Source organism: Pseudoalteromonas sp. SWXJZ94C (assembly GCF_015864385.1).
Taxonomy (GTDB): Bacteria; Pseudomonadota; Gammaproteobacteria; order Enterobacterales; family Alteromonadaceae; genus Pseudoalteromonas.
The window spans coordinates 1-26980 of the sequence record NZ_JADYXF010000052.1 but is presented as its reverse complement, the minus strand read 5'-3'; the positions used below and the strand labels follow the sequence as shown (position 1 = coordinate 26980).

General features: G+C 38.4%; 27 protein-coding genes. 15 read left to right on the top strand and 12 right to left on the bottom strand.

Annotated elements, in window-relative coordinates; translation table 11 throughout:
• Positions 1–501 precede the first annotated feature (501 nt).
• The 6 genes from I6F65_RS18395 to I6F65_RS18370 all read right to left on the bottom strand — a co-directional run bounded on the left by I6F65_RS18395 (position 502) and on the right by I6F65_RS18370 (position 4474).
• Entirely contained in the window at positions 502–822 is a 321-nt protein-coding gene (locus tag I6F65_RS18395; RefSeq protein ID WP_197114321.1) for a hypothetical protein, read from the bottom strand.
• A 268-nt stretch (positions 823–1090) separates the two neighbouring features.
• Positions 1091–1471, bottom strand: a complete 381-nt coding sequence (locus I6F65_RS18390) for a hypothetical protein (protein ID WP_197114320.1) — start codon at positions 1469–1471, stop codon at positions 1091–1093.
• A 263-nt stretch (positions 1472–1734) separates the two neighbouring features.
• On the bottom strand, positions 1735–2088 hold the full coding sequence (locus I6F65_RS18385) for a Ypar14, super integron cassette (RefSeq protein WP_197114318.1): 354 nt from the start codon (positions 2086–2088) through the stop codon (positions 1735–1737).
• 503 nt (positions 2089–2591) lie between these two features.
• Positions 2592–2810: a hypothetical protein gene (locus tag I6F65_RS18380; RefSeq protein WP_197114316.1), complete on the bottom strand. Its 219-nt coding sequence runs from the start codon at positions 2808–2810 to the stop codon at positions 2592–2594.
• Between the two features lie 555 nt (positions 2811–3365).
• The gene (locus I6F65_RS18375; protein WP_166113654.1) at positions 3366–3617 is read right to left on the bottom strand and encodes a Rho-binding antiterminator; all 252 of its coding nucleotides are present in this window, start codon (positions 3615–3617) and stop codon (positions 3366–3368) included.
• 17 nt (positions 3618–3634) lie between these two features.
• A complete protein-coding gene (locus I6F65_RS18370; RefSeq protein WP_166113650.1) occupies positions 3635–4474 on the bottom strand; it encodes a DUF417 family protein in 840 nt (279 codons plus the stop codon).
• 311 nt (positions 4475–4785) lie between these two features.
• On the opposite strand from I6F65_RS18370, the gene I6F65_RS18365 reads away from it, so the two are divergent.
• Positions 4786–6252: a DASS family sodium-coupled anion symporter gene (locus I6F65_RS18365; protein ID WP_024609690.1), complete on the top strand. Its 1467-nt coding sequence runs from the start codon at positions 4786–4788 to the stop codon at positions 6250–6252.
• 65 nt (positions 6253–6317) lie between these two features.
• Here the strand turns inward: I6F65_RS18365 and I6F65_RS18360 are convergent, their stop codons facing one another.
• Complete coding sequence (locus I6F65_RS18360; RefSeq protein WP_024609691.1) at positions 6318–6953, bottom strand: trimeric intracellular cation channel family protein; 636 nt, start codon at positions 6951–6953, stop codon at positions 6318–6320.
• A 384-nt stretch (positions 6954–7337) separates the two neighbouring features.
• On the opposite strand from I6F65_RS18360, the gene I6F65_RS18355 reads away from it, so the two are divergent.
• Complete coding sequence (locus tag I6F65_RS18355) at positions 7338–8495, top strand: hypothetical protein (protein ID WP_197114314.1); 1158 nt, start codon at positions 7338–7340, stop codon at positions 8493–8495.
• A gap of 110 nt (positions 8496–8605) precedes the next feature.
• Here the strand turns inward: I6F65_RS18355 and I6F65_RS18350 are convergent, their stop codons facing one another.
• The 4 genes from I6F65_RS18350 to I6F65_RS21865 all read right to left on the bottom strand — a co-directional run bounded on the left by I6F65_RS18350 (position 8606) and on the right by I6F65_RS21865 (position 10880).
• Positions 8606–9109, bottom strand: coding sequence for a hypothetical protein (locus tag I6F65_RS18350; RefSeq protein ID WP_231613237.1), 504 nt, complete (start codon positions 9107–9109; stop codon positions 8606–8608).
• 33 nt (positions 9110–9142) lie between these two features.
• Positions 9143–9607 carry a hypothetical protein gene (locus tag I6F65_RS18345; protein ID WP_231613236.1) on the bottom strand — a complete coding sequence of 155 codons (465 nt, stop codon included), beginning with the start codon at positions 9605–9607 and terminating at the stop codon, positions 9143–9145.
• 49 nt (positions 9608–9656) lie between these two features.
• Positions 9657–10250, bottom strand: coding sequence for an RDD family protein (locus I6F65_RS18340; RefSeq protein WP_197114312.1), 594 nt, complete (start codon positions 10248–10250; stop codon positions 9657–9659).
• Positions 10251–10781: 531 nt separating this feature from the next.
• Positions 10782–10880: a hypothetical protein gene (locus tag I6F65_RS21865; RefSeq protein ID WP_331461424.1), complete on the bottom strand. Its 99-nt coding sequence runs from the start codon at positions 10878–10880 to the stop codon at positions 10782–10784.
• 295 nt (positions 10881–11175) lie between these two features.
• On the opposite strand from I6F65_RS21865, the gene xdhA reads away from it, so the two are divergent.
• From xdhA to puuE, 8 genes are read left to right on the top strand one after another with little or no spacing between them, the layout of a single operon-like run.
• A complete protein-coding gene (xdhA, locus tag I6F65_RS18330; RefSeq protein WP_197114309.1) occupies positions 11176–12693 on the top strand; it encodes a xanthine dehydrogenase small subunit in 1518 nt (505 codons plus the stop codon).
• The gene (gene xdhB / locus I6F65_RS18325) at positions 12680–15028 is read left to right on the top strand and encodes a xanthine dehydrogenase molybdopterin binding subunit (protein WP_197114307.1); all 2349 of its coding nucleotides are present in this window, start codon (positions 12680–12682) and stop codon (positions 15026–15028) included. Before xdhA ends, xdhB begins: the two co-directional genes overlap by 14 nt.
• The gene (gene xdhC, locus I6F65_RS18320; protein ID WP_197114305.1) at positions 15021–15923 is read left to right on the top strand and encodes a xanthine dehydrogenase accessory protein XdhC; all 903 of its coding nucleotides are present in this window, start codon (positions 15021–15023) and stop codon (positions 15921–15923) included. Before xdhB ends, xdhC begins: the two co-directional genes overlap by 8 nt.
• Entirely contained in the window at positions 15920–16420 is a 501-nt protein-coding gene (uraD, locus tag I6F65_RS18315; protein ID WP_166113626.1) for a 2-oxo-4-hydroxy-4-carboxy-5-ureidoimidazoline decarboxylase, read from the top strand. The genes xdhC and uraD overlap by 4 nt, the downstream gene beginning before the upstream one ends.
• Entirely contained in the window at positions 16417–16761 is a 345-nt protein-coding gene (gene uraH, locus I6F65_RS18310) for a hydroxyisourate hydrolase (protein ID WP_166113623.1), read from the top strand. Before uraD ends, uraH begins: the two co-directional genes overlap by 4 nt.
• A gap of 2 nt (positions 16762–16763) precedes the next feature.
• Positions 16764–18128, top strand: coding sequence for a guanine deaminase (gene guaD / locus I6F65_RS18305; protein WP_197114303.1), 1365 nt, complete (start codon positions 16764–16766; stop codon positions 18126–18128).
• A gap of 3 nt (positions 18129–18131) precedes the next feature.
• Positions 18132–19343 (top strand): urate hydroxylase PuuD, encoded by a 1212-nt coding sequence (locus I6F65_RS18300; protein WP_024609703.1) that lies wholly within the window; start codon positions 18132–18134, stop codon positions 19341–19343.
• Between the two features lies 1 nt (position 19344).
• On the top strand, positions 19345–20280 hold the full coding sequence (puuE, locus tag I6F65_RS18295; protein WP_197114301.1) for an allantoinase PuuE: 936 nt from the start codon (positions 19345–19347) through the stop codon (positions 20278–20280).
• Positions 20281–20510: 230 nt separating this feature from the next.
• On the opposite strand, the gene I6F65_RS18290 is transcribed toward puuE, so the two are convergent.
• Complete coding sequence (locus I6F65_RS18290; RefSeq protein ID WP_197114299.1) at positions 20511–23012, bottom strand: S8 family serine peptidase; 2502 nt, start codon at positions 23010–23012, stop codon at positions 20511–20513.
• Positions 23013–23602: 590 nt separating this feature from the next.
• Between I6F65_RS18290 and I6F65_RS18285 the strand changes: the two genes are divergently transcribed.
• The 5 genes from I6F65_RS18285 to I6F65_RS18265 form a co-directional block, all read left to right on the top strand.
• A complete protein-coding gene (locus I6F65_RS18285) occupies positions 23603–25105 on the top strand; it encodes a curlin (RefSeq protein WP_166113612.1) in 1503 nt (500 codons plus the stop codon).
• Positions 25106–25145: 40 nt separating this feature from the next.
• Positions 25146–25544: a curli production assembly/transport protein CsgE gene (locus tag I6F65_RS18280; RefSeq protein WP_166113610.1), complete on the top strand. Its 399-nt coding sequence runs from the start codon at positions 25146–25148 to the stop codon at positions 25542–25544.
• On the top strand, positions 25534–25959 hold the full coding sequence (locus tag I6F65_RS18275) for a curli assembly protein CsgF (protein ID WP_166113608.1): 426 nt from the start codon (positions 25534–25536) through the stop codon (positions 25957–25959). The genes I6F65_RS18280 and I6F65_RS18275 overlap by 11 nt, the downstream gene beginning before the upstream one ends.
• On the top strand, positions 25959–26732 hold the full coding sequence (locus tag I6F65_RS18270; protein WP_166113606.1) for a CsgG/HfaB family protein: 774 nt from the start codon (positions 25959–25961) through the stop codon (positions 26730–26732). Before I6F65_RS18275 ends, I6F65_RS18270 begins: the two co-directional genes overlap by 1 nt.
• 111 nt (positions 26733–26843) lie before the next feature.
• A partial coding sequence (locus I6F65_RS18265) for a transposase family protein (protein ID WP_197111189.1) occupies positions 26844–26980 on the top strand: 137 nt, incomplete at its 3' end.

Here is a 26980-nt window from a genome sequence, read left to right as displayed (position 1 = left end):
TTCCATGTCGCGTCTGTTAACATTAATCTTGGCATGAGGGTTCGGTGTAACGTTTTTTAGCGAATTCAATTATACCTTATCCTCATGCTGTTTGTTTTTTATACCGCAAAGATCAACACGCCCTAATACTTTTAACAACGTAGAATAAAATGTGGCTAGTGGTATATTTTTTGCCCAGAAATCCAACGTTTCCCTGTATGCGATGCAAACAACGCTAACTCCTCCAGTGAACCGACTGCGCCATGGTTGCATATTCTCATCCATCGCGATCACCTATTCTCATCGGTGCCGATCACTTTTTCTAACTAAAAAGTAATCAAAAATCACTTTACTTTGTTAAACCAGCATACTTATTTTGCGTTTTATAAAAGGAATATAAGTAACCTACAGAGTCAATTTCAATGAGAAAACTAACGCCGCGTTAAGCGGACAAAATTGTGGATTATAATGGGTAGCGAAGTAAAAAATAACCCACTGTTTTAGTTGGATTTAATTGCATTGTTATATTTTGGTTCCACATACTTTTTCATAAAGTACATGCCATAACTGTAGATTATACTGTTTAAGTAACACCTCAAAATTACTTTCTTTAATTCGTTTCATATAATCGCTCATAGTTTCTTCAGTAAAATCGTCGACTAACCTATATAAAATAGGTGATAGCTTATGATTGCCACTACCTTCACAATTCAGTAAATTGTAGGCGGAAGCGACCGAGTTCTCCAAAGAGATTATATTTAATTCTTTATCTTCGGCTATTTTTGATAACCAAAACTCTTCAGGGAAAACATATAAATCATATTCAGAAAATAGGATATCCATGCTTTCTTTGACACCAGTACAGTCATGCATAATTATTTGAAATAATTTAGATTCATTATAATTTTCACCAACCCACTTAAAAAACTTACTAGCAGGTAACTCTCCTTTATTTTGGAGGTAATTTATTAATGAGATTTCTTGATTGATACTAATTACGAACTACCTTTTGCTGAAAAACATAACTCCCCATTAAGGGGAAAATTATTGTTTGCTAAAATGTGAGCGGAGCGAAACAGCAAACTGTAATTTTTTCGTCTTCAATAGCTTGTTAATTGCTTTTTGCAAATTGCCAAAAGTCTCTGTTTGCGTATAACACCCAATTTAAACTTTTTGGCACCATATAGAAATATATAATTTCAGTAGAGCTTTGAAACTTATCAAATTTAGACCATTTTAAATTTAACTGTTCAGTTAACCTTTTAGCTAAACCAGACTGTTTATATGTGCGTTCAAAAGACTCAAATACAAATACCGTTTCATCATTTTTAAATTCAGATGTAGCTCTAAAGATTAGATTAAATTTTTCTTCTGTTAGCCAAGGTTTCAATTCGGAATTAGCGTTTTTAATAATTTCCCACGAATTTGAAGTAAGACTTAATTCTTGGTCATTTTCAGTATCGATAATCGATTTTAATTCATCAAAGTGCAACTGAAACTCCATAGGCAACTAACGAGGCTGTAGAATAACTCCAACAATCAAATTCAATTAAAAAACGAGCTCCTGCAATTAATTCTAAGCGTTTTTAAAGCATTAGGTAATACATTTGGAACCCATAAAATAGGCTGTTTTCTTAAAAAAAGAGTAATTCTACAGCCTCCACGCCGTTTTAAGCGGCAAATCATAGTTGGCTAAAATATGTCAGGTACGAAAAACAGCCAACTGTTTTAAGTCCTTTGCAATGACTTATATGCCTATGAATACAAGTTAACTTGGATACTAGGTCTAATCTTAATTCGAACTCCATATGGTAATACTTGCGATTGTTCAAAGCCCTCACCGAAACATTTTGATGGTGCAAATTCGAGACATTCACCCAACTTATTATTAACCTTTAAAATACGCTGACAATCACTTAACTCCATATTAAAAATGGGATCTGGGGCATTATTAGAAAATAACTCGATATACACATCTCCCCAATCGGGATAAATAGTTAAGTGCAATTCAAGGTTATTTTGTTTAACCACATAAATGTACTGTTCTTCGTTAATTTCAGGGAAAACCTCTAAAACAAGAGCTAGATCATCTTCACACCAATTTAACACTTAAGCCTCCAAGGCATATAACGAGGCTGCAGAATAACTCCAACAACCAAATTCAATTAAAAAACGAGCTCCTGCAATTAATTCTAAGCGTTGTTAAAGTATTAAGTAATGCATTTGGACCTCATAAAACAGGCTGTTTTTCTTAAAAAAGAGTAATTCTACAGCCTCAACGCCCGCATAAGCTGCGGAGCATGTTGGACGCTTTTTTGCGCCTTTTTTTTAAGCAAAAAATCGGACAATGTGTGACGTCAAATTTGATGCGCTTGTTATGTTTTAATTTAGCGGTAAATAAACTTATATCTTTAAAACAATATCTCTGAAGTCTTTGACAACTAAACTATCAACATATGTGATTGGGTTTTGCTCATGAATATAGCGAGCATCGAAGAATAAATTATCATACCTTTCAAGACGCTCCATTAGAGTATGCTGATAATCTAAATTTGAATATTCAGTAATTAGTTTTTCTTTAAACTCTGTAGGTATCTTGTCAAAAAGCTCAATTAAACCATGCCCACGCTTGGTTTTTTAAAAGTTTGATAGATACCATCTTCATTTTTAACTTTAATTTCTGTTGATAAGAATGACTTCAAATAAATTTCAAGCGCAAGTGACGCTAGAATTGCTGGTGACCAACCTTTGTTTGCTTTTAACAAAATAATTGCTGACTCTTGATACTCATTTGCAGTTCTCCAAACGCGTATATCAGGTATACAGTGCATATATCATCCTATAAAACATACAGCTTATTGAACACCACTTTAGGGTTTATAACACCCCAAAACGGCGTATATTACATAGCTCAATAATTCCACCAAACAACTTCAATGTAAACAAGTAATTACGTATGTTATAAAATTATCGTTGTTAAAATACACCAAAACGACTTTTAATAATGTTATTGGACAAAATTAAAATAGCTGTTTATATAAACAGTCCACTCTGAAGGTTAACTTTTGTTTATGTAGATGCCTTTTGTTTATGTAGCTACCTTTTACGACCATAATTAATAAACGCACGGATACCAAGCGCCATACGCAGACATATTGAGGCTTACTTACTACTCGATTAGCATTTTTATACGCTTTAATAGTTGGCGTTAAGCCTTGTTCGGTGGAAAAACTCGATTAAAAAACAAAAAGAAAGTAGTAGGAACATTTTGGCTTTATGCATTTAGCGCGTAATTAGCTAAAGCATTGGTTAGATAAGCGAGCCTTAACATATTAATGATACAAGCTCGCTGAGATGTTTATGATAAAAACGAATGAGTGAGGTATTTACTTCACATCAAAGTTTACTTGTTGAAAATATGGATTTTGTTCACGCGCTTTAAGTACACTAATTGTAGTAAGCACAATGAGTTGCAGCTCGCCATTCACATTAATAACAATGCATTCATCTTTATTAGCATTGCGCTTTGTGTCGGTAGCTACGCCACATACACCATCGCCATTTTTTAATTTAAGCTCAATGCTTAAATGGTGCATACAGGCAATTTCGATGTAGTCGTATTGGTTGCAACTGATCATAAAATCCCTCTTTTATATTATTTAGCCGGTTTAAAAATCATTAAGAAAGCAATAACAACAAGGTTGGCTATATACCAAAGATCTTTAATTACAAACTGCCCTAGGCGTTCCAGTAAAGTGGAAGAACTAAATGCACCGGTTGCGGTAATTAAGAATGTTTGGGTCATCATAAATACGCTTAAACACGCTAAGCCACTTACAATAATTAGCTTTTTATTATTTAAAAATAGCCCTAAGCCTAATAACACAGCAAATAATACATCAAACCCGCCAATTACGTTAGATGCGCCTTGTACGCTAAATACCGTGTATAACCACGACATAAACGGTGAGGTTTCTACTAAACTTACAATACCTTTTGCTTCAAACTCGTAAAACTTCATGCCGCCAATCCACAGCAAAACCATGGCAACCGGTATAAAGTTTAAAAGTACGTGTTGTTTGTCGGTAAGTTTGTCTTTATAAAACAAAAATAAATACAAAGGCACTACAGCAAAGTACTTAATTATGCCCTGCCCGCTGCCAATGATTGGAAAGCCGCCAAGTTGCGCCATCCAGCGGTTGCTGGCAAACAAGGTAAATAATGCAACTAAACTTATAATTGCTGCAAGTAAAAGTGCTGGTGTAGGTTTCATTAATTTAAGGCGAGCGAGCACGGTGGCGAATGCTAAAGCAACCATAAATGAGCCACTAATTAAACCTAACGCAGATACAGACATTAGCGAATCAACGCCATAAAAACTAAACGTAGCCGTTAACGTATTAGGGTTAGCCCCTAATGCAAACGATAAGCCAAGTAACAAAAAGCTACTCGCTAATAAAAAAGTAATCACGTTGTTGGTTAATTTTAAGTTCATTGTATTTCCATGTATTCGTTAAGACCTACAAAGACCTTGAAGATATATAAAAAAATTCAAATAAAGTAATTAAAATTAATAATTTACTATAAAGCTCAATTAGTTAAACAAAAAGTAAATGCTTGTTCATTAATTTAACTATTTATTTTCAACTTACGAGTTTTATTACTTTATTTATAAAATGATTTAAAACTGCTCTTCTTAGTTATTCATATGATGTGTATCATCTTTTTTATTATTAAATGAAGTAAGATGGAATTATTTCTTCGGTATTTAGAAGACGTGTATTTCTAAAATTTAAGGACGCATTAATGAAAGGTACTGATATTAAGGTTACCTCTGGGTTAATCTCAATAGTAATTGTTTTATTACTTTGGTTTGCTGTACCGCCTCCACAAGGTGTAACCGAAAATGCATGGCATTTATTGGCCTTATTTGTTGGTACTGTAGTTGCCATTATTGGTAAAGCGATGCCTATTGGCGCTATTGCTATTTTAGCTATTACTTCTGTTGCGTTAACGGGCGTAACAAATGATAGCCCGTCTGGTGCGATTAAAGATGCTTTAAGTGGCTTTTCTAATTCATTAATTTGGTTGATTGGTATTGCTATTATTATCTCTCGTGGTTTAGCTAAAACCGGTTTGGGAAACCGTATTGGCTATAACTTTATTTCGTTATTTGGTAAAAAAACAATTGGTATTGGTTACGCACTCGCGCTTTCTGAGCTGGTTATTGCACCTGTAACCCCTAGTAACACCGCGCGAGGCGGCGCTATTATTCACCCAATAATGAAGTCTATAGCAACAAGCTTTGGTTCATCGCCTGAGGAAGGCACATCTCGTAAAATTGGGCATTATCTTGCTTTAGTGAGTTATCACATAAACCCTATTACATCTGCTATGTTTATTACAGCCACTGCGCCAAACCCTTTAATTGTAAAGCTTATAGCCGATGCTACCGGTGCTAATATTAGTATTACATGGGGTACGTGGGCGCTTGCTGCTCTTTTACCAGGATTAGTGTGTATTGCGCTTGTACCTTTGGTTGTATATGCCATTTACCCTCCTGAAGTTAAAAGTACACCCGATGCTAAAACCTATGCAGAATCAAAATTAACCGAAATGGGCCCTATGACCTACGGTGAAAAGGTCATGATTGGCGTTTTTTCTATGTTGCTTGTGTTATGGGCTGGTGTGCCTGCAATGATATTAGGGGCTGACTACGCAGTTAACACTACCGCAGTGGCATTTTTAGGTTTGTCGGTTTTATTAGTTACTGGCGTATTAAGCTGGGACGATGTACTTAAAGAAAAGTCTGCGTGGGATACCGTAGTGTGGTTTTCAGCATTAGTCATGATGGCTACTTTTTTAAATAAATTAGGCTTGGTATCTTGGTTTTCAATACTTGTTGAGAGCAACATTGACCAACTAGGGTTTGATTGGATTGTATCGGCAATTATATTAGTAGCGGTGTATTTTTACGCTCATTACTTTTTTGCTAGTACCACTGCCCATATTACTGCAATGTTTGCCGCGTTTTACGCAGCTGGCTTAGCACTTGGTGCACCTCCTTTGTTTCTTGGTTTACTTTTAGCTGGGGCTTCTTCACTCATGATGTCGTTAACGCATTATGCCACGGGTACTTCACCCATTGTTTTTGGTTCGGGTTATGTATCGATGGAAAACTGGTGGGTAATGGGCTTTATTATGAGTATTATTAATTTAAGTGTTTGGGGTATTGTTGGCGGGCTTTGGTGGAAAGCACTTGGGTATTGGTAGCTTTTAGCAATGAATAGCCCACATATATTTATAAACATATGTGGGCTAAAACAGGTAACGTAGCGTTACCTGTTTTCGTTGCTTAACTTCTTTTTCTTAAATATTTGTAGGCGCCAACCCCAATGTAATGAGCCAAGTCGTAAAAATAGGGTAGTAATGAGCGAGCCCACAATACACCAAAGGTAATGCACCTCTAACAAAAACAACGCAGCATACACTAAGCCACCAGCTACACATGCCGCTGCATAAGGTTCGTCACGCATTACAGAGGGAACTTCTCTGCATATAACGTCCCTTATTAATCCACCAAATATACCGGTTGTAGTACCCATTGTTATAGCGACTATCATTCCGGCGCCACCCAGCAACGATTTTTCAATACCAACAATATTAAATATTGCCATACCAATTGCATCGACCAGTAAAAAATAGTAATTATTTACATGCGGCAAGTAACGAATAAATAATATCGCAACAATTATTGCAGCATAGGTTGTGTATAAATAGTCTGGTCCTTCTACCCAAAATACAGGCTTATTTAAAAGTAAGTCTCTGAGCGTACCACCGCCCAAAGCAGTGACCGAGCCAACAACCACTACACCAAAGCCACCAATGTTTTTTTCGTACCCGAGTAGCGTGCCTGCAACTGCAAAAAAGGCGACACCCATTAAGTTTAATATATGAAAATATTCATCTGTCATCATAATTCCTTTTTTTAATGTATACGCCGTTGTTTCAACTTACATGCCAAAAAATAAAAATAAAGCTAACAAATAAACAACTTAAAAATCAGTATATTAAAGTTTAAAAGTACTCTTTAAGTAAAAGGATTTTAGTCTCTGGCAAGGTAATAAAAGAAATTATTATATTTAAGTGTAGTTTTTACACATTTATTAGATTGATAGCTTTATTAGATTTATTAGATTTAACATTGCATTGTACGCTCATTAAACACCATCCTATTTACTTATTGTTTAAATTTAACTACTCCTTTAATATTAATATCGAATTAACTAAAATAGATACTAGCAATAATGGGAAATCTAATAAAATGCTTTTTATTACTGTCAATTACGGCGGTTAGCATGCTCGGTTGCGAGAATACACTGGCAAAAGAAACAGCCAATAATGCTAAATACAGCAATAATAATGCAAGCTGGTTAGCTGGCTCTTGGGGTGTTACTCAAAGAATTGATGGTGGTTATAAATTAGATAAAACAGTTAATACATCTGATTGGGTTGCTGGTGCAAAAGAGATAGTTAAAAACTTACCATCAGTAGGTCATGTTATTACATCATTTACTCACCCTGCCCATGCCTATCTTTTTACTCTGCGAGATAATAACAACCTTGATGTAGCAGCTATTCATCCAGATATGGTGCCTTCAATCGAAAACGAACACATTATTTTTGACGTAATTAAAGAGTATCGTCTCGCGGGAAAAAAGGTCATTTTATACCTAAATGCTGCGGGACCTTCTATGATAACTGATGCTGATCCTGATAACGAAATCGCAATTAAAAAAGCGTGGCAAAACTACTACAATTCGCAGTGGGATGGTGATGAAGCTGCAGCTTGGCGTGATTTAGTATTAGGTTATGTACAGCGTTTTGATGGCCTAGCTGATGGTTATTGGTTAGATAATGTGAATAAGTTACCTGGTCAGGTATCAGATTTTGTTGCCATGTTACACAGTGTCGATCCAACACTTGCAATTACCGTAAATAAAACCAAAACCTATTTTAAAAATGAAAATGGTGATTTTATATATGTTGATAGCGATGGCATTGATGACGAAGATGAAAGAGATTATAAAATAATAAAATATGCAGCTACCAATGAATTCGAAGACTTTACCAGTGGCCATATTACGCCGTTAGGCCGAGGCGCTCCACCTAATTCTTGGGCTTACGATGAATATACAATTCCTGATATGGTCAGTGCACCTTGGGATAACTACAAAGGCAAAAAAGACGTACTAAAACATGCGTGGTTCCCTATAAGAGCACGATGGAGCGTAGCAAAAACTGACCTTGTATTTGAGGTAGAGCAAGCTTACCGCTTTACACAAAAACTGACTAATGCTGGCGCAGGAATGACGTGGTCTACAACTCAAGTAAATGGGTATATGAGCACTGATGAAATGGAAATAATGCTAGAGATAGAAAGCAGAATAAACAAAAACCAAAATTATGAAGTATACGAAAGACCTAATGGCGCGTCTTTACTTGAAAATAACTAAACGTATAACAGCAAACACACCGCCCTTATTCACAGGGGTAATTTAATCTTATGTTACCTACATGGATGTAGGACAACATGTGCGTCACAAAAAATACCTTAACAAAAATATCACTCTTCTTCTGGGCACTTGTTCACACTTTTAGGTAATTCAGTATTGTTTAACCCAACACGCACGCCACAGTAAAATACATACTTTGAACAGTGATAATTTTCATCAACAATCTTGAGGCCTTTGTCTGTAAATAAAATTTCTAGATTACAGCTAGTATCATATTCGGGCTCTAATTGTGTAAATATCAACTTACCGTCTTTTAATGTTAGCGGTAACGGTTCACTATCGCCTTCTATCGGGGCTGTTATGTGACATACATGAAAGTTTCCGCCCCATAAAAGACCTTGCGCAAAATATTGATGCTCTTTTTTAAAAATATTGATATAGCTTGTTTTTAACTCTGAGCTTTTATCACGCAAAGCGCCTTCTTCGTCCCTCATTGGAACGGCACTATCAATGTCATCTGTTATTGAATAGCAGCCTTCATATGGCTCTGCGCTTAAAGTACTGCTAAAAATGGCAGTTATAAAAACACTTATACCTAAAATATTTTTAACCATTAAACATCCCTTGTTTTGTTCATAACCTTACTTTTAACCTTCGTTAAAAAATCGTTCGCGGTCGTCAGTCATTTTTACCGGCAAGCCATTATCAACCATAAAGTAGTAAAAGCGCAGATCATCAATTAAATCTGGAGCCGATATTTCAATATCTTGGTATGTTGCATTCATATATTTAAATCTTAGCGAATGTTCAAAGCGCTTAGTTTGGCAATACAGTACTTCTTGCAGGTCTGATATTTTTATCTTTATGCCTAGTATCTCAAACTGTCCGTCTATAATTTCAATCGCTTTAGATTGTTTTTTATTTGCCGAAAACCAATTACCAATTACACTTAATAGCCCACCCCCAAATAAAATGAGAAATTGTTTATAAATAGGTTCTTTAGTAAGAAACTCCATCCAAAACAAGTAAATAACGACTACTAATGTAGTCCACGCTAAATTATAAAATAATTTAAAGGTGGGTAATTTTTTATACCTTTTTAACGTTGTCATAAATACCTTTTAATATTTTTCAAATTAAATATTAGTTCTAATTAAACAATTACTTGTTTGTGTAGCTTACTTTTGTGCCCGCTAAATGATCGTGTAAACAGCGTTTTTCATCGCCAAAAATTAAAAGAGGATTTACCACACCGGCAAAAAATTCGCCAACTGAAGGGAAAAATGCTAACAACTGCATAGGAAGTAAGCGCTTAAAATAAATAGTTGTAAAGCTTGCTTTAGTACCGTCTAAATTTTCTATACGAATAGACATACTGTATTTACCAATTGTTTGTCCATAATTGTGCATTAGGTAGCCGTGTAACAGTAACGTAGTGAATGTGCCATAACAAAATAAAGCCACAGACAAAGCGACGGTTGCCTCGCTTAAACTATCCATGTACATAAATACCGGTATAAAAAGGGCAACACCTATAAAACCGTCGATAATTGCTGCTATTAATCTATCCGTTCTTGTCGCTTTTTCACCAATATCTTTAGATACACTGGTTACATTGGTGCTTTCTAATTCTTTTTGACGAATTAAATCATCGATCTCTTTGGCGCGCTCAGGATATAAGTCGCGATCAATGCCCCTCGCCGATGAGTAAAGATCATCTAACGAGTAAGTAGAAAAATCTATTTCAAATTCCATGTATACGAAGTCTCTATAATTCCTTTAAAAAACGAATTTAACACAACTAATTTAATCTATTCAATTATTTATAATTCCCAAATAAAAAGACGACTAAAAAGTAGCCTTTATAATACTCAGTACGTTATTTAAAATGGCATTGAACTAACAAATTTGCATTGCGCTCGTTTTGCCTGTCTGCGCCAAATTTGTTTTTCCAATATACGTATTCAATACCTACATCGAGCCGGCCTGTATCTAAGCCAAACATAAGAGCAATATGGTATTTTAATGCAGAGGTGAAGCTAAACCCAACTTCGCTTTTTCCAAATAGAAGTCGGTACTGTTTGTACTGTTTGTACTGTTTGTACTGTTTGTACTGTTTGTACTGTCGGTAGTATCGTTAATATCGGTAATATCGGTAATATCGGTAATATCGGTAATATCTAAAAAGCCGACAATTCAGTGTCCAAAACAATTAATGCTAACTCTGCCTGTTGTGGTTAATTAATTTGCGTGCATCGGCGGTTTTTTTTAATGTTCATCACTCGCCTATAAAAAACATGTCCCCTTGGTCAGGTTTAACAACCCCGTAAAGCATTTTATGAGTGTACTTTTACTTGCACTGTTTTCCCCTAATAAGGCATGCACTTCTCCATGCTTTATTTTTAAGGTAATGCCGTTGTTAGTTATACAACCGGAGTGTTTTTAGCCATCCCCTGCATAGTAAGGCGGTATTTATTCATTGTGCACATCTTTTTTAGTGATTATTTACTTAATAAGCGTGCTAACAAAAACTTACTGACCGAATGGTCAACAACGGCATAATACCTGCAATACATCTACCAAGATAAAAAAGTTTTTTTCTTTACCGTGCGAAAACAACAAGAAAAAATAAACGCCAAGCTTTAAAAATCAAAGCTTTAGAAAAATTAAGGGGGTCTGTGTGATTCAGTTTTTATTAAATGACACGCCAATTGAAGTACAAGAATGTTCGCCTAGTTTCACCATTTTGGACTGGTTACGCACCAAAAAAGGGAAAGTAGGCACTAAAGAAGGATGCGCAACTGGCGACTGTGGCGCGTGCACTATTTTGGTTGGTGAAGAAACAACAAATAAAGATGGGCAGCCCCATTGGCATTACAAAACAATGAATAGTTGCTTGCTACTATTAGGTAATGCTCACGGTAAACATATAATGACCGTGGAAGGCGTAACACCTGCACTTTATCCTACTTTAAATGATTTACACCCAGTACAACGTGCATTAGTAGAGTGCCATGGTTCGCAATGTGGATTTTGTACACCGGGCATAATAATGAGTCTGCTTGCGCTTTATATAAATAACGCCACTTACCCTGGTAAAAAAGCAGTCATACATGCGCTTGGTGGTAATTTATGCCGTTGCACAGGTTACAGCCCTATCTTACTTGCTGCTGAAAAAGCGTATAGTTTTGATCGCACCAACGAGCCTTACTCACAACTTGCAACACAATTTAAAGCATCCCTAAAAGCAAGTGCTTTAGACGATGTACCATTTTTAAAAAATGGACCTCGTACGTTCTTTTTGCCACAAAGCGCAAAGCAGCTCGTTGACTTAAAAGCATTATACCCACACGCACATCTTGTTGCTGGTGGTACCGACTTTGCTATTGAACTTAGCCAAAACCTACTTCTGCCCGACATTATTATATCGCTTAGCCAAGCTAAAGAGCTTACTCAAATGAGTGATAATAACGGTATGTTACACATTGGTGCATCAGTACCTTATAGCCAGTTTGTAGATACTTTTTATGCGTATTACCCAGAATCGAAAGAGCTTTTTGAGCGACTAGGATCGAGCCAAGTTAGAAATAGCGGCACACTAGGTGGCAGTTTAGGTAATGCCTCACCCATTGGCGACCCTGCTCCACTGCTTATTGCACTTAATGCCAGCATGGAACTGCTTTCAGCACACGGTGTTCGCACTATAAAAGTGGCTGACTACTTTGTTGATTACAAAAAAACAGTTTTAAAAAATGATGAAGTAATTAGCACCATTATCATTCCTAAACGCGCCAAATCGCTCAAGCTTGCGTGCCATAAAATATCAAAACGTTTTGAAGATGATATTTCTACTGTGTGCCTTGTTTTAGCAATAGAGCATTCACAAAACATAATCACCGCAGCGCGTTGTGCAATGGGCGGCATGGCGGCAATTCCAAAAAGTGCGACTCATATAGAGCAGCAATTAATAAGTCAGCCATTAAGTGTGAGTAGCTTTATAGATGCAGCGACCGCAATTGAGCACGACTTTGCCCCAATGAGCGATGTACGCGCCAGCGCAACTTATAGAATCACGGTAAGCAAAAACTTACTGCAACGTATTGGCATTGAGTTTTGTCATAATAATACGGACTTAAACAGCAACCTTAATAAAAATAATAACATTGCCATTACGAGGATTTCTCATGCGTCACTTTGAAATGGATAAACTAAAAGCGCAAGGCGGCAGTGTTGGGCAATCTAAATACCACGATAGCGCCATTAAACAAGTGTGCGGCAGTGCTAATTATGCTGACGACAACCCAGAACCTCACGGATGTTTACATGCCTACCCAGTGCTTGCGCCTGTTGCGAGCGGTTTTATAAAATCGGTTGATACTAGTAAAGCGCTTGCTTTAGCGGGCGTTAAACGCATTTTTTCAACAGCCGACGTACCCGGCAAGTTAGATATTGGTCCGGTATTTCCAGGTGATATATTACTTACAAGCGATGAGATTCAATATCACGGACAACCTGTGTTAGTGGTTGTTGCAAGCACCTACGAAATAGCACGCCGCGCCGCTCGTTTAGTCACTATAGAGTGCGAGCAAACAACACCCATACTTGATATTAAAGACGCTATCGAAAAACAAAACTGGGTAAGACCCCCTCACTCACTTAACCGTGGCAACAGCCAGCAGGCTATAAATAGCGCGCACCACCAGCTAAAAGGTGAAATATCTATTGGCGGTCAAGAGCACTTTTATTTAGAGGGGCAAATAGCGCTGGCACAACCCGATCAAGATGGCGGGATACACGTTCAATGCTCTACCCAGCATCCTACTGAAGTACAGCACTTAGTGGCTAAAATTCTTAAAAAACCATTTAACTTTGTTACCGTAGAAACCCGCCGCATGGGCGGTGCATTTGGTGGTAAAGAAACCCAAGGAGCACCTTGGGCGTGCTTAGCGGCACTGGCTGTTTATTACTTAGGTTGCCCTGTAAAAATGCGTTTAGCCCGTAGCGACGACTTTAAATTAACCGGTAAACGCCACCCGTTTTATAACCACTACCATGTAGGGTTTGACGAAAACGGATTAATTGAAGGCGCGGATATAACTGTAAATGGTTATTGCGGTTATTCACCCGATTTATCGGATGCGATAGTCGACCGCGCTATGTTTCACGCCGATAACGCCTATTACTATCCTGCAGCAAAAATACAAGGCAATCGCTGTAAGGTAAATACCGTAAGCCATACTGCATTTAGAGGGTTTGGTGGTCCGCAAGGAATGATCATGGGCGAGCTAATAATGGACGATATAGCGGCTAAACTTGGTAAAGATCCACTGGAAATACGAAAGCTAAATTTATACCGTCCAGGTCGCGATATCACCCCGTATCATCAAAAAGTTGAACAACATATTTTAAAAGACATGATTGAACAACTTGAGCAAAGTGGCGATTACTGGGCGCGTAAATCAGCCATTAAAACCTTTAACGCTTCATCGCCTATTATTAAAAAAGGGTTGTCGATGACGCCGGTTAAGTACGGTATTTCGTTTACCGTACAGCACCTTAACCAAGCTGGTGCATTAGTGCATGTATACAGCGATGGATCTATTCATTTAAACCACGGCGGCACCGAAATGGGTCAGGGTTTAAATACTAAAATTGCACAAATTGTTGCGCATGGTTTTGGTGTCGATTTTGATACTGTAGGCATTAGCGCAACCCGTACCGACAAAGTACCAAACACTTCTCCAACTGCGGCCTCAAGCGGTACCGATTTAAACGGTATGGCGGCACTTAACGCAGTAAATACAATTAAAGAGCGCTTAATTGATTTTATTACTGGGCACTTTGAAGTCCCTAGCGAAAGCATTGAATTTAAAAACAACCTTATAACATTTAGTAAAAGCGAAATTAGCTTTAGTGAACTTGCAAACCTTGCTTACATGAACCGCATATCGCTTTCATCAACCGGTTATTACGCCACACCTAAAATTCATTACGACAGAGCAAAAGGCGAAGGTCGGCCCTTTTTTTACTATGCCCACGGCGTGGCACTAAGCGAAGTAGAAGTAGATACCCTAACGGGTGAAAACACCGTAACTCGGGTCGATATATTGCACGATGTAGGCAGTTCAATAAACCCCGCTCTCGACATAGGTCAAATAGAAGGTGCGTTTATACAAGGTATGGGTTGGTTAACAACCGAAGACTTACAGTGGAACGATAAAGGTGAGCTCGCAAGCTTTGGGCCTGCTAATTACAAAATTCCGGCAATTGGTGATACTCCTGCAGAATTTAACGTAAACCTTTACAACTCAGCCAACCCAGAAACCACTGTTTTTAGGTCAAAAGCCGTAGGTGAGCCTCCATTTATGCTGGGCTTTAGTGTATGGAGCGCGATACGCAACGCTATAAGCAGCGTTGCCGATTACAAATACACAGCACCGCTTGATACCCCCGCAACGCCAGAGCGAGTACTTAACGCAATAACCCACACTCAGCAATGGCTAGCGCAACATAAGGAGCACAGTAATGACTAATTTAAATCAGTCTTTTCAGGGGTTTCATACTCAAAATTGGGCACAAGCAATTGCACAACATGAACAAAGCGGCACTAATTATGTGATTGCAACGGTGCTTGGCACTAATGGCTCAACGCCACGCGGGACTGGCTCAAAAATGGTAATTAGTGGCGAGCATATTTACGACACCCTTGGCGGCGGGCATTTAGAGTTTGTGGTAATAAAAAAAGCACGGGAACTGCTTGTGCAAGGTGAAGCCACGCAAGTAATTGAGCAATTTAACTTAGCTGCTAATTTAGGGCAATGCTGCGGAGGTGTAGCCACGGTAATGCTTGAATGCATGCAGTGTGAGCGATTTACCCTTGATATTTACGGTGCTGGGCATGTAGCGCAAGCGCTTATAGGAATTTTAGCGCAGCTTCCAATACGTATTCGTTGGATAGATAATCGAGCAGACGTGTTTCCTGAACAGATTCCCGCTAATGTTGTAAAAATAATTGACGAAGAACCCACACAGCAAATAAAGCACGCACCAAACAATAATAACTACTTAATTTTAACGCATAACCACCAGCTTGATTTCGAACTAACTCAAGCCATTATTAAGCGCGGCGATGCAAATTGGTTAGGCGTTATAGGATCAGACACCAAAGCAAAACGCTTTAAACAACGCCTAACACACCGTAATTTTACCGCCGAGCAAGTTAAGCAAATGATCTGCCCTGTTGGTCTTAAAAACGTAACAGGCAAACTCCCTATGGAAGTGGCTATTTCTATCAGCGCACAGCTTATTAGTTTGTATCAAGCTGAGCAAACAACAGCACCAAAACGCCAAGGATTGCAGTGGCGCACTTTAAAAAATGCACTTATTAGCAGCGCGCAAACTTCTTTAAATGGAGCAACTCAATCATGAGCCTAACTAAGCTAAATGCACTCACAACACAACAAGCAAAGCGGCAGTTAGAACATTGTTGCACCGCACCGCGCTGGATTGAAGGCATGCTGGCAACAATGCCCTTTAAAAGTAACGAGCACCTTTTTGAATCAGCTCAAAACGTATGGGATCAATTAGCCGAGAGTGACTACTTAGCGGCATTTGAAGGACACCCGCAAATTGGCGATTTATCAACGCTTAGCAAAAAATACGCAGCAACCGCACAAAAAGCAGGGCACGAACAATCTGGTATGAGCAAAGCAGACGAATCAACGCTCACTAAAATGATTGCCCTAAACAACGATTACTTAAATAAATTTGGCTTTATTTTTATTGTGTGTGCAACCGGTAAAACAGCCCAGCAAATGCTCGAACTTATTGAGCAACGTATTAATAACGACCGCAATACCGAGCTACACATAGCCGCTGGCGAGCAAGCCAAAATAACAAAAATCAGATTGGAGACACTACTGTGAATAAAAGCCCTATTACTACTCACATTTTAGATACCAGCACAGGCAAGCCCGCCGTAAATGTTCCCGTTTCACTTTATAAATTAGTAAATAAACAGTGGGAGCTATTAGTACAAGGTACAACCGATAACGATGGTCGGATTGCCGACTGGATAAGCTCAAATACCAACATTGAATTTGGCACTTATCAGTTAATTTTTGATTTAGATAGTTATTACCAAGGGCAAGCAACACCCGCTTTTTATCCGCAAGCGCAAATAAGCTTTAGATTACAAGATAATAAACATCATCATATTCCGTTGCTACTTTCGCCATTTGGCTATTCAACTTACAGAGGCAGCTAATTATGAGCACCCAAAATAATAATAATTTAACCGTAATATGCGCCGATATTTTAGACTTTATTGACGACCCGGCTAAAGCAGGCGAAAACGCCCATCGTTTTTTTGAAAAAGGCGCATTAGTTATAAAAAATAGCAAAGTAGTTACGCTTGGCTATGAGCAAGATATTTTACCTGGCATAAGTAGCAGCGCTAAAATTATTCGCCACGACGGTAAATTAGTTATGCCGGGCATGATAGACACCCACATACATTTACCGCAAACCGAAATGGTAGGCGCTTACGGCGAGCAGCTTTTAAGTTGGCTAACCGAATACGCCTTCCCAACCGAAAAAAAATTCGCCTGTGAAAAGTATGCAAGTGAGGTATCAAACCTATTTTTAGATGAGCTTTTACGAAACGGTACAACCACCGCCTTAGTGTTTGGCACTGTGCACCCGCAATCGGTTAATGCCTTTTTTAGCGAATCACAAAAGCGTAACCTTCGTATGATTGCCGGAAAAGTAATGATGGACCGTAACTGCCCAGACGATTTATCTGACTGCGCACAAACCAGTTACGATGAAACAAAAGCGCTGATCGAAAAATGGCATAATGTTGATAGGTTAAGCTATGCAGTAACGCCTCGTTTTGCTCCAACATCGAGCCCTGAGCAATTACACATGTGTACTCAACTTCTTGAAGAATACCCCGATACTTACTTACATACTCACCTCTCTGAAAACAAAGACGAGTGCGAATGGGTTAAAAGCTTATTCCCTGATGCAACCGATTACTTAGGCGTGTACGAGCAAGCAAATATGGTACGAAAACGTGCGGTATTTGCGCATAGCCTGCACCTATCTGAACGCGAACTTTGCTGCTTAGCCGATAATAACGCGGCTATTTCGCACTGCCCTACTTCAAACCTATTTTTAGGCTCGGGCTTATTAAATTTAAAAGCGTGTGAAGATCATAATATAAACGTAGGTATGGGTACCGATGTAGGCGCCGGAACGAGTTTTTCTATGCTGCAAACAGGAAGCGAGGCGTACAAAATACAGCAATTACAAGGTCAAAAATTCTCAGCTTTTAAAGGGTTATATTTAGCAACCTTAGGCGGTGCGCGTGCACTTGATTTAGAAGGCACTATTGGCAATTTTGAGCCTGGTTGCGAGGCTGACTTTATTGTTATTGATTTTGCTGCTACCTCATTTTTAAAGTTTAGGTTAGGGCACGCAAAAACTTTACACGAAAAGCTCTTTGCCATAATGATGTTAGGCGACGACCGCTGTATTGAACAAACCTACATTATGGGCAAAAGCGTGTATAAACGCGATTTAGCTGAGCAATTTACTCCCACCTCAGCGCCCATACTGGAAGAGGCTTAACTTATGGAAAATTATTTTTTTGAGCTTGCTCATCTAGTGCTGCGTTACTTTCATGTTATTGCAGGTATAGCATGGATTGGTGCCTCATTTTACTTTGCTTGGCTCGATAACAACTTACAAACACCACCACAATGGAAAATAGATAAAGGTATAAAAGGTGATTTATGGGCGGTGCACGGCGGTGGCTTTTACGAAGTGGCTAAATATCAAAACGGACCAGAACAAATGCCACATACCCTGCATTGGTTTAAGTGGGAAGCGTATACAACGTGGATCACCGGCATATTACTATTTAGTCTGCTTTATTATGTTGGCGCCGATGTGTATTTAATTGATAACAGCAAAAGTGAGCTTAGTAAATTTGCAGCAATTGGCACATCACTTGGTTTTATTGGCTTAGGTTATGGGGCTTATCGTTTATTGTGTAAAAGCCCATTGGTAGAAAATGGCAAAGTGTTTATTGCTGTTGCTATTGGTTTATTAGCCCTTTGGACATGGGGGGTTGACCAACTATTTAGTGACCGTGCTGTGTATATTCATGTTGGTGCGCTTATAGGTAGCTGTATGGTGGGTAATGTTTATCACATTATTATGCCAGGGCAACGCTATATGGTCAGTGAAGTAGAAGCAGGTCGTATTCCCGACTCAGCTCCTGGTTTAAAAGCAAAACAATGCTCAATACATAACAACTACGCCACATTACCAGTCGTTTTTATAATGCTTAGCAATCACTTTCCCTATACCTATAGCCACAGTTACGGCTGGCTGATTTTAATTGCATTGTTTGGTATTGGAATGTGGATACGCCACTACTTTAATTTAAAACACCAAGGCGTTAATAAGCCCTCGGTACTTATAAGTGGGATTGCTGCATTTTTTGCGCTAATGCTTGCTATTGCACCTTGGCCAACAAGCACACAAAACACCGATAACAACACGCCTTTGCAAGCAAGTCTTAGCGATGCACAAGCGTGGAAAATTATTAATACTCATTGCACGCAGTGCCATAGTGAAACCCCTACCTCAGAGCTTTTTCAAACAGCCCCACTGGGCTTTAAACTAGACTCAATAGAGGATGCAAAAAAGGTAAGTTCACTTATTCATACCCGAGCCGTAGTAACCAAAGATATGCCGCTGGCAAATATGACCAAAATGACTGATACAGAGCGAGAAGCATTAGGTGTTTGGCTAACCTCGTTAAATAGGGAACAATAATATGGCTGATCAAATTAAAACGAACTATCCACGAGACTTAATTGGTTACGGACAAAATCCACCTCATGCAAATTGGCCTAATAAAGCGCGAATAGCAGTACAAGTAGTGCTTAACTACGAAGAAGGTGGCGAAAACTGCGTATTGCATGGTGATGCCGCCGCTGAAACATTTTTATCAGAAATAGTGAATGCCCCTCATGTAGAGGGACGCCATATAAGCATGGAATCAATTTACGAATACGGCTCGCGGGCGGGTGTTTGGCGGTTATTAAAATTGTTTAAAAAATATGATATTTCGATTACTATTTTTGCTGTTGCTATGGCACTTGAGCGCCACCCCGATGTAGCAAAGGCATTTGTAGAAGCAGGTCATGAAATTGCATGCCATGGGTTGCGTTGGATTAACTATCAACACGTTGATATAAATACCGAACGCAAACATATGCAACAAGCTATAAATATAATTGAGCAACTTACTGGGCATAAACCTAAAGGCTGGTATACGGGGCGAACCAGTCCAAATACCGCTGCACTTGTAGTTGAAAATGGCTCTTTTTTATATGATGCTGACGATTACAGTGACGACTTACCGTTTTACAGTATCAAAGAAGGTCAACCTCAGCTTATAGTGCCCTACACCCTTGACGTAAACGACATGCGCTTTGCCGCAGTGCAAGGCTTTAATGCCGGTGATCAGTTTTATAATTACTTAAAAGATGCGTTCGATACGCTTTATGAAGAAGGAGATCCTGAGGGTGAAAACGCACCAAAAATGATGTCGATTGGTTTGCATTGTCGATTAATTGGCCGCCCTGGACGAATTAAAGCGCTCGCACGATTTTTTGAATATGCTCACTCATTTAATGGTGTGTGGTTTGCAACAAGAGAAGACATAGCTAAGCACTGGCATAAAACTCACCCTTACAAAAAGGGGTAACAATTTTCCTTTTAAATACAAAAAAAGCCCAGCAGAACTGGGCTTAAGCACTTTGTGAAAACTTAATATTATACCAATTTTATTAAAAACAATGATCATTCTATCGTATTAAATCGCTCACTAACTGCGTTAAAATTATTCATATAAAATAACTATATATCATAATTTATCCTTGTTAATGAGCGATTTTCTTAGCGCTATGATAGATCATTAATTTAATGCAATTGGTATTATTCAAACGTAACCGTAATAGTGTTTGAACACACATTCTCGGTTACACACAGTTTGTAATCGTACGATGGTAATGTTGCACCACGAACGAAATCAAGATAACGGCCATCGTCTGGTGTTATCTCAACTAACTCATCGTTTCTGTAAATACTTAATGACTCTGCACCTACTTGTTCCCAGCTAAGTTCTACACGCATTGTATTTAAACGTGATTTATTAGCTCGTTTTAAGCTCAGCTCTATTGCTACATCACTAACAACCACTGTTTGCATAGAAGTATCTGTATTGCCTTCGCTATCGGTTACGGTAAGTTCAACATCGTAACTACCTGATGCAGCATAAGCATGCACAGGTGCTGAATCTGTTGATGTTGCACCATCACCAAAACTCCAACTCCACTGAGTGATGTCGTTATTCGCATCTGTACTTGTATCAACAAACGTTGCTGTTAAACCTTGTGTTTCAACACTAAAACCAGCACGAGGTGGTTGTGGGCTTACTTCACCAATAGCATTAAATGTAAGCGACCAGCCATTTAGTGTTCCAGTATCAAGTGCCGCTGTATCTACAACATTTAGTGTCCAGTCGCCTGTGGCTACCTCGCCATTAAATGACTCAGATGTAAACGTTTTAACAATATCATCTTCGCTGCCACCTTCATTAGCTTGAAGTAATACTTGGGTACCTTGCGCTGAAGTAAGCGTTAGAATTACGTCACCTGACCAAGTATGTGTAATATTCACATCTGCAGACGTGCCAAACAAAGTTAAATCGTCTGAAACAGTAATTACTGAATTAACGCCTTCTGGCGCACTATCAGGAATTGCCACGCTATCATCGTTAGCATAAGTAAAATCATTTAAACCGATAGGTTTAACCATCAAGCTAACAGTTCGCTCTCTAACAAGCTCTCCAGATGTAGCGATTACAGTAAATTCATAATCTCCCCATGGTGTTTCACTTGTTGTATCAACCATAAGGGTAACTTCGTCACCTGGGTTTGCGATTGTTTGCGATAAAGAAGCACCATCAAGTGTTCCTGAAAGAACTAAAGATACATCACCTTCCCAGTCTGCAATAGAGCCTACTGTAAATGTATATGTTGCAGTATCCCCAGCAATAATTTGCTGAGCACTTGGTGACACTGAGAATTTAAAGCCCGGAGTCGGATCGGCATCAAGCAGTGCTTGATAAGCATTTAATCGCGTACCGGCAACTGTTTTACCTTGTAATGCTGTATTTGCATCACCGCTGCTCATTAGTATTTCTTTTAATGCTGATGTTGTTAAATCAGGATTAACAGATAATACAAGTGCTGCTGCACCTACAACATGTGGCGTTGCCATAGATGTACCAGAATAAGAGGCATAATTATTACCCGGAAGCGTAGACAAAATATCACTGCCTGGTGCTCCCATATCAACACTTGTTAAGCCCCACTGTGAAAAGCTAGACATATTATCGCTACGGTCTGTGCTTGCGATAGAGAGCACATTGTCATGCTCATAACTTGAAGGATAATGAGGGTTTGCATCGTTATCAACTTCGCTATTACCAGCTGCTGCAACAAATAAAATACCGGCATTTTCTGTTTCTGTAATGGCATCGGCAAGTGCTTGACTGTAACCACCACCACCCCAGCTATTATTTAAAACACGTAAATTTACACCTGAGTTTTTAAGACCAATCATGTAATCAATACATTTAATTGCATCGGAATTTGCACCACTACCTGATGCATCTAAAAACTTACAACCCACAATAGATACATCTTGGTTAACACCCACAACACCCACAGAGTTATTACCGGTTGCGCCGATAGTTCCTGATACATGCGTACCATGACCTTCGTCGTCCATTGGGTCACCAATATCAGTTATTGCATTAATACCATGTATGTCATCAATAAAACCATTTCCGTCATTATCAATACCATCTCCAGCTATTTCGCTGCTATTAACCCACGCATTATCGGCTAAATCTGGATGGCTATAATCTATACCTGTATCAATAACCCCAACTACAACATCATGGCTACCTGTAGAAATATCCCATGCTTCAACGGCATCAATATCGGCGTCAACTACACCGCCCGTTTGTCCTTCGTTATTTAACGCCCATAAATTTTCAAAATTAGGATCGTTAGGAATACTACTAATACTTACTTTGTAATCTGGCTCAACGTATTCAATTGCTTGGTGAGATTTTAAAAGCTCAATAGCCTGTTTAGTCGTCATCCCTGAGATATTAAATTTAGCAAGGCGACCAGAAAGCAACGACGTGTAATTATCATCTAATTCATCTTTGTTTAAATCAGATATTTTAGCTTTAACAAGCTCACGCGCTTGTTTACGCATTTGAGCTGTTGCGCTTTTTTTATATTTTACGATTAACGAATCACTGCTTGCTTGAATTTGCTGATTTGACCCTGCATCAGGTAACTTTGCAGTAGCTAAACAAGGTAGTAAGGCAAGTGTAATAATAGATAATTTTGTTTTCATTGTTCTATCCATAGTTTTGTTGGGTAAGCTTAGTCGCACTAAGCACAGTTTTTACTACTTCAAGTACAAGGGATCGCATGGCAAGCATTAAGCAAACAGCTAAATACAAAATTAAACAAGGCATAAAATTAAAACAAGTTAAAAACCATTCATTTTGACTAGAACAGCCTCTAATAAAACACTAAACACAGTCATTTTAATGAATTAACAACTAATTCAATTACCTAATATAGGGTCGCATTTTTTTACTGCTTTTTGTGAGGTTTATAAAACAAACTCATTAACACAATGTTAAGTCCATGAATTATAATGACTTATTATTTGGTAAAAAATGATGATTTAAGAAAAGCAAATTGAGTAATACAGTAAGTACGTGATTATGAACTTAAGCTTACGCAACATAAGTTTAAAAAATATGACAATAGTAAAATTGTCTAGTTTGCATTCACAACTAACGCTCCATCTACTAATAAAAGTAAATCAAGCGGATCGCAAAACATTATATCAGCACGGCATGCTGAAACTGCAAATACCTTATTAAAACTTATAATATTTAAGGTATCTGATTTTACTATTTCAAGGAGAAAATAATGAAGTTGAACAAATCAATTTTGAGCTGTGCAGTTGCAATTGCAATGGGTACAAGCTTTGCCTCTTATGCTGATACAGATCATAAAGCAGCATCAAGTTCTGAACTTTCATCAAAAGTTTCTACTCTTGACGCTTCAAATTTAATGACCTTAAGCCAATCGCAAAATAATAACACCGCAATCTTAATGCAAAATGGCGATAGCAATACTGTTGAAATTACCACCGTGGGTAACGAAAATAGTACCGAAGTAACTCAAGTTCAATCAGGTAACTACGTTGGCGTAACTACATTTGGCGACAACAATGTACAAGTTTATACTCAAGATGGCATTGCAAATGGCGCATTAAGCGAAGTTACAGGTAATAACAATTACTTATCTGTAATTCAAAATGGTCAAGGTTTTTTCATTAACAACGAAGCTGTCAACATAGTAACAGGTGATGACAATCTTATTAATGTTGAGCAAGGCTCAGGCGGACATTGGTTTTACAACAGCGACATGAGAGGTAATGCCAACGAAGTAAATACTCTTCAAACGGGTGAGTGGCATGAAGCTGAAGTAACAATGATTACGGGTGATGAAAATACACTTGATTTAGATCAAAATGGTTACTGGAACACATTTTTAGTTAGTTCGCTGCAAGGCAACGATAACGAACTTGAAATAGAGCAAGACGGTGACCGAAATGCCGTAACGCTTACTTCAATTTCAGGCGAAGCTAACGAAATTTCAGTTGAGCAAGAAGGCAACACAAATGCTGTAACTTTTGCTGAAGTTATCGGTGACGATAATGAAATAAGCTTGGACCAGGAAGGCTCATTTAATACCGTAGAGTCTAATTTATTTGAAGGTTCAAACAATGAAGTAACGGTTACACAAGTCGACTCAAGTAACTCCACTACTGTAGATCTAATTGGTAACAATAATGAACTAACGACCACTCAAATTGGTATATCGAACGATACTTATATGGGTGTTATCGGTTCAGATAATGACTTTATGGTTAACCAAGTGGGTGACTTAAACTCAATCCACTTAGCTAACTTTAATGGCTCTGATAACGATGTAGATTTAGTTCAATCGGGCGATGAGAATGCTGTACTTGTGCAATCTTCTTATCCTGACGTTTCACTTACCTCAAATAACAATGATATCGACATTGCACAAAGTGGTTCACAAAACGAAGCTATTGTTACCCTTGCTGGAATATTAGATAGCAACAATAACCAAATTGATATTGCTCAAAATGGCGATCTTAATATTGTTGATATGATGGTTGAAGGTAACGATCACAGTATTGATATTGCTCAAACAGGTGAAGGTAACTGGGTTGGCGGAATGGATCAATCTGGCTTTTTAGTTGGCGGTGAAAACGTATCGTTTAGTGTTACCCAAGTTGGTAATGAAAACATCGTTGAAGGCTCTGTTATTGGTTATAACAGCACCGTATCGGTAACTCAAATTGGTGACGGTAACGTTACTACTATTACTCAAATGTAATTGTTAAGGCTGGGGAGAGTTACTCTCCCCTTTTTTAATTATGAATAATAAAAATAATTACTGCCGTTACATATTCGCTCTTGCACTTTGTTTGTCACCCTTTGCGAATGCAAACGATGAATTGGAAATAGATGGGCTTTTGCTTGATAGAAGTATTAGCCGTTTTGGTCATCAATTTTACTACGAGTTTTCAAATTACTGGCGAGATTTCCCCTCTACCGCTGGGTTTAATATAGAAATAAAAGAAACCGTGATCCCAAAAGCAGGTACTCAACTTTCTTTAATAATGAATAACCAAGTTGTTTATACAACCTACTTAGGACGCAGATTAGAACCGCTCGATGAACGCGTTGAGCAAGCAGTTTATACAGTTATAAATGCGATGGCACGCTCAAACATGGCGGTATCGTCTCCGGATATGGCTATAAATGGATGGTAAAATGAAAAAAATAGCTCTTATAATAATAACAACATTAAGCTTTTCAGCCGCCGCGACTGAAATAATTTATACCCCTATAAACCCAAGCTTTGGTGGAAACCCGCTTAATGCCAATATGCTACTAAGCAAAGCACAAGCTCAAAATAAACATAAAGCCCCTGTTATTGAAAAAGGGTACGCCGAACAGTTTCAAGAGTCATTAGAGCGCACGTACTTAAACCAGATGGTGCGAGAAATTACAGATATTGCGTTTGGTGACGATATTGAAGATAGTATTTTTAATCAAGATTCAATTTTTATGAGCGGCGATTATCAAATAGAAATTATTACAAGTACCGTTGATACTATCACCGTAAGAATAACAAATATAATTGATGACTCTATAGTGATCATTGAAGTTCCGAGGTTCGGATAATGCATAAACTATTAGTAATAATATCACTTTTAAGCTTGAGTGGTTGTGCAGGTATGGGAAACTTGATTCCACCAGCACAACAGCAAGCAACTACGCTTGAACCAACTGAGCTTTTTACAGACTTAAAAAACCTACCTAAACCTATGGGTAGCATACCAGTCTCTGTTTATTCATTTAGGGATCAGACTGGTCAGTATAAGCCACAAACTAATGTTAGCTCATTTTCTACCGCTGTAACGCAAGGTGCTAATTCAATACTAATACAAGCTTTGTACGAATCAGATTGGTTTACTCCTGTTGAACGTGAAGGTTTACAAAATATTTTAACCGAACGAAAAATCATACGCGCATCACAATCCGATAACCCTAACCCCACTGAGCTTCCACCATTAACCACCGCTAAAATCATTTTAGAAGGCGGTATTATTAGCTACGACACCAATGTAAAAACAGGTGGCTTAGGAATGGAATATTTTGGGATTGGTGCATCAGAACTATACCGAGAAGATGCTATTTCAATTTATTTGCGCGCTGTAGATGTGCGCACAGGGCAAGTGCTTTTATCGGTTGCTAGTAGCAAAAAAGTACTAAGCCAAGAAATGCGCGCCGGCTTTTTTAGATATGTAAGCTACAAGCGCTTAGCTGAGGCTGAGGCTGGCTTTAGCGACAACGAGCCAATGAGCATTTGTGTTACCCAAGCAATAGAAAAAGCACTCACAGACCTAATAACAAAGGGTATTGATAAAGGGCTTTGGGCAAAGAAAGTTAGTTAGTTAACAGATCACCAAATATAAAAAAGGCTACTTTAAAGTCAGGGCAAGATCACGAACTTTACCTTGACTTAAAAGTATGATCTTATACTCCTTTTTTCAAGGAGCATTCTCATGCTTGATATTCAGCTATTTAAATATTTCGAATCAATCGATGATCCTCGCCAACAAGGTAAAGTGGTTCATAAACTATTTGATATCATATTCTTAGCCGTCAGCGCTGTTGTGTCTGGATGCCAAGGCTGGGAAGA

Coding starts and splice junctions, on each gene's coding strand:
- I6F65_RS18350 (WP_231613237.1), bottom strand. CDS start 9,109: ATGGTTAAAAATATTTTAGGTATAAGTGTTTTTATAACTGCCATTTTT.
- I6F65_RS18355 (WP_197114314.1), top strand. CDS start 7,338: ATGCTCGGTTGCGAGAATACACTGGCAAAAGAAACAGCCAATAATGCT.
- I6F65_RS18270 (WP_166113606.1), top strand. CDS start 25,959: ATGCATAAACTATTAGTAATAATATCACTTTTAAGCTTGAGTGGTTGT.
- xdhB (WP_197114307.1), top strand. CDS start 12,680: ATGCGTCACTTTGAAATGGATAAACTAAAAGCGCAAGGCGGCAGTGTT.
- I6F65_RS18395 (WP_197114321.1), bottom strand. CDS start 822: ATGGATATCCTATTTTCTGAATATGATTTATATGTTTTCCCTGAAGAG.
- I6F65_RS18285 (WP_166113612.1), top strand. CDS start 23,603: ATGAAGTTGAACAAATCAATTTTGAGCTGTGCAGTTGCAATTGCAATG.
- I6F65_RS18375 (WP_166113654.1), bottom strand. CDS start 3,617: ATGATCAGTTGCAACCAATACGACTACATCGAAATTGCCTGTATGCAC.
- I6F65_RS18365 (WP_024609690.1), top strand. CDS start 4,786: ATGAAAGGTACTGATATTAAGGTTACCTCTGGGTTAATCTCAATAGTA.
- uraD (WP_166113626.1), top strand. CDS start 15,920: ATGAGCCTAACTAAGCTAAATGCACTCACAACACAACAAGCAAAGCGG.
- I6F65_RS18360 (WP_024609691.1), bottom strand. CDS start 6,953: ATGACAGATGAATATTTTCATATATTAAACTTAATGGGTGTCGCCTTT.
- I6F65_RS18370 (WP_166113650.1), bottom strand. CDS start 4,474: ATGAACTTAAAATTAACCAACAACGTGATTACTTTTTTATTAGCGAGT.
- I6F65_RS18300 (WP_024609703.1), top strand. CDS start 18,132: ATGGAAAATTATTTTTTTGAGCTTGCTCATCTAGTGCTGCGTTACTTT.
- I6F65_RS18290 (WP_197114299.1), bottom strand. CDS start 23,012: ATGAAAACAAAATTATCTATTATTACACTTGCCTTACTACCTTGTTTA.
- guaD (WP_197114303.1), top strand. CDS start 16,764: ATGAGCACCCAAAATAATAATAATTTAACCGTAATATGCGCCGATATT.
- I6F65_RS18340 (WP_197114312.1), bottom strand. CDS start 10,250: ATGGAATTTGAAATAGATTTTTCTACTTACTCGTTAGATGATCTTTAC.
- puuE (WP_197114301.1), top strand. CDS start 19,345: ATGGCTGATCAAATTAAAACGAACTATCCACGAGACTTAATTGGTTAC.
- I6F65_RS18380 (WP_197114316.1), bottom strand. CDS start 2,810: ATGCACTGTATACCTGATATACGCGTTTGGAGAACTGCAAATGAGTAT.
- I6F65_RS18280 (WP_166113610.1), top strand. CDS start 25,146: ATGAATAATAAAAATAATTACTGCCGTTACATATTCGCTCTTGCACTT.
- I6F65_RS18345 (WP_231613236.1), bottom strand. CDS start 9,607: ATGACAACGTTAAAAAGGTATAAAAAATTACCCACCTTTAAATTATTT.
- xdhC (WP_197114305.1), top strand. CDS start 15,021: ATGACTAATTTAAATCAGTCTTTTCAGGGGTTTCATACTCAAAATTGG.
- I6F65_RS18275 (WP_166113608.1), top strand. CDS start 25,534: ATGGATGGTAAAATGAAAAAAATAGCTCTTATAATAATAACAACATTA.